This is a genomic window from Streptomyces aurantiacus (assembly GCF_001418335.1).
GTDB lineage: Bacteria > Actinomycetota > Actinomycetes > Streptomycetales > Streptomycetaceae > Streptomyces > Streptomyces aurantiacus.
Genome location: NZ_LIPP01000554.1, coordinates 1 through 1,994, shown reverse-complemented (window position 1 = coordinate 1,994; position 1,994 = coordinate 1). Strand labels below are relative to the sequence as shown.

At 70.9% G+C, this 1,994-nt stretch carries 3 protein-coding genes; 2 read left to right on the top strand and 1 reads right to left on the bottom strand.

The window, feature by feature from the left end:
* Together AOK01_RS42300 and AOK01_RS40185 are read left to right on the top strand one after the other, a co-directional pair.
* On the top strand, positions 1 to 111 hold a 111-nt coding region (locus AOK01_RS42300; RefSeq protein ID WP_281181506.1), incomplete at its 5' end, for a zinc finger domain-containing protein.
* A gap of 35 nt (positions 112 to 146) precedes the next feature.
* Positions 147 to 911: an SDR family NAD(P)-dependent oxidoreductase gene (locus AOK01_RS40185; protein WP_055520601.1), complete on the top strand. Its 765-nt coding sequence runs from the start codon at positions 147 to 149 to the stop codon at positions 909 to 911.
* Positions 912 to 1,392: 481 nt separating this feature from the next.
* Here AOK01_RS40185 and AOK01_RS40180 read toward each other — a convergent pair whose 3' ends face one another.
* Positions 1,393 to 1,863: a Dps family protein gene (locus AOK01_RS40180; protein ID WP_055520600.1), complete on the bottom strand. Its 471-nt coding sequence runs from the start codon at positions 1,861 to 1,863 to the stop codon at positions 1,393 to 1,395.
* Between the last annotated feature and the right edge of the window lie 131 nt (positions 1,864 to 1,994).

The following is a 1,994-nucleotide window of genomic DNA, read 5'->3' as shown; positions in this document are numbered from 1 at the left end:
CGCTGCGGCACCCCGATCCGCAAGGCGGAACTCGGCGACCGGGTCACGTACTGGTGCCCCGGCTGCCAGCACGGTCCCACGAACGAGACCGCACCCGACCCCACCCACTAATTGACGACCCGTCAGATGACTCGTACGGTCCCTTCATGCCCGTAACGGCGTACGACCTCACCGGACGCACCGCATTCGTCACCGGCGCGGCGAGCGGCATCGGCCGTGCCTGTGCCGTGCTGCTCGCGGAGGCGGGGGCGACCGTCCACTGCGCGGACCGGGACTCCCAGGGCCTCGACGAGACGGCCGCCCTGGTCAAGGACATGGGCGGTACGGCCCACACCCACACCCTCGACGTCACGGACCGACGCCGGCTCAGCGAGGCGGTCGCGGCCTGCGCGCGCCTGGACGTCATGGCCGCCGTCGCCGGCATCATGCACAGCAGCCCGGTCCTGGAGACCCGGGACGAGGACCTCGACCGGGTACTCGGCGTCAATTTCAAGGGCGTCCTGTACGCCTGCCAGGAGGCGGCCCGCTCGATGCTGGCCTCCGATACGCGCGGCAGCATCATCACGATGGCCTCGGGAGCCGTCGACACCGGCGGGCCGGGGCTGCTCTGCTACGGAGCAGCGAAGGCGGCCGTCGTGCAGCTCACGAAGACCCTGGCGACCGAGATGGGCCCGCACGGCATCCGGGTCAACGCGGTCGCGCCGGGCTGGATCCGTACGCCGATGACCGACCGCCACGACGACGAGGCCCAGGCACGGACGGAGACGGTCATGGCACGGAGGTCACCGCTGGGCCGGGTCGGCGAACCCGAGGACATCGCCCACGCGGTCCTGCACCTCGCCTCGGACGCCTCGTCGTTCACGACGGGCCAGATCCTCCGCCCCAACGGAGGCGTGGCAATGCCTTGGTAACCCGAGACACCCACCGACAACGCCACGCACTCACGCACGCGCACCATCCCCGACCTCTGGCCATCGGCCAACCACCCCAACCACCGGCCACCACCCCGGCCATCAGCCACCAGCGGCTTTCTCCTCGCGCACCTCAGAAGGGTTCACCCCCGCCCCAAGAGCGGTCCCCATTTCCTTCGCCAAGCCTCCGAAGCCCGCCGCATCCGCCGTATCCACTGGTCCGACCCGGCCGCCCCCACGGCCCGCGCCTTGGACACACAGTGCACCGGAAGCAGACTCAGCCCCCACCCGCCGGCCGCGACCGCTCCTTCCAGCACGCCGGCCTCCGCGGCGAACGCCAGCCGTATCACGGCCCACCACCACAGCCCTCCGGCGCCCAGAGCCAGCCCCCACCTGCCTATTCGCCCCACGCGCCCCATCCGCCCCCTCACGGCACCGCCTCCAGCTCCCGGCCTGCCGCTGACGCAACCGCTGACACCGGCTACCCGTTCTCCGCCTGGAACATCCAGTGGTGCTTTTCGAGGTCAGCGGTGATCTGGATGAAGATGTCCTGGCTCACCGGGTCGGCGACCCCCGTCGCTTCCACCCGCTCCCTCATCCGCCCGATCACGGCTCCGAGCCCGTCCACGAGCGCCCCCACCGCGTCGGTGTCCTTCACCCAGCCGTCCTTCACGGGGCTGATACCGCTGCTGTTCGCCACGGTCGCGGCACGTCCGTCCGGCGAGACACCGAGCGTGGAGGCACGCTCCGCAACGGTGTCGGAGTGCAGCCGGGCGGTGTCGACGACCTCGTCGAGCTGGAGGTGGACGGTCCGGAAGCGCGGCCCGACCACGTTCCAGTGGATCTGTTTCGCCACGAGCGACAGATCCACCAGGTCGACGAGCGCACCCTGCAGCGCCTCGGACACGGTCCTCAGATCGGTATCGGACAGCGGGCTCTTCACGACGTACATCGACATCCTCCGGTCAGCAACGCCCCCCGGGCTTGCCCCGCCCCTCCACCATGGCCGCCCCGAGCGATACCGGCAAACGCGGCATAGCAACCGAGCCCAGCCACCCCGCCCGCACTCGCCCCCCCACCCAC

What these genes read in the sequence shown, in the direction of transcription:
- AOK01_RS40185 (WP_055520601.1), top strand. Translation starts at nt 147, where the DNA reads ATGCCCGTAACGGCGTACGACCTCACCGGACGCACCGCATTCGTCACC.
- AOK01_RS40180 (WP_055520600.1), bottom strand. Translation starts at nt 1,863, where the DNA reads ATGTACGTCGTGAAGAGCCCGCTGTCCGATACCGATCTGAGGACCGTG.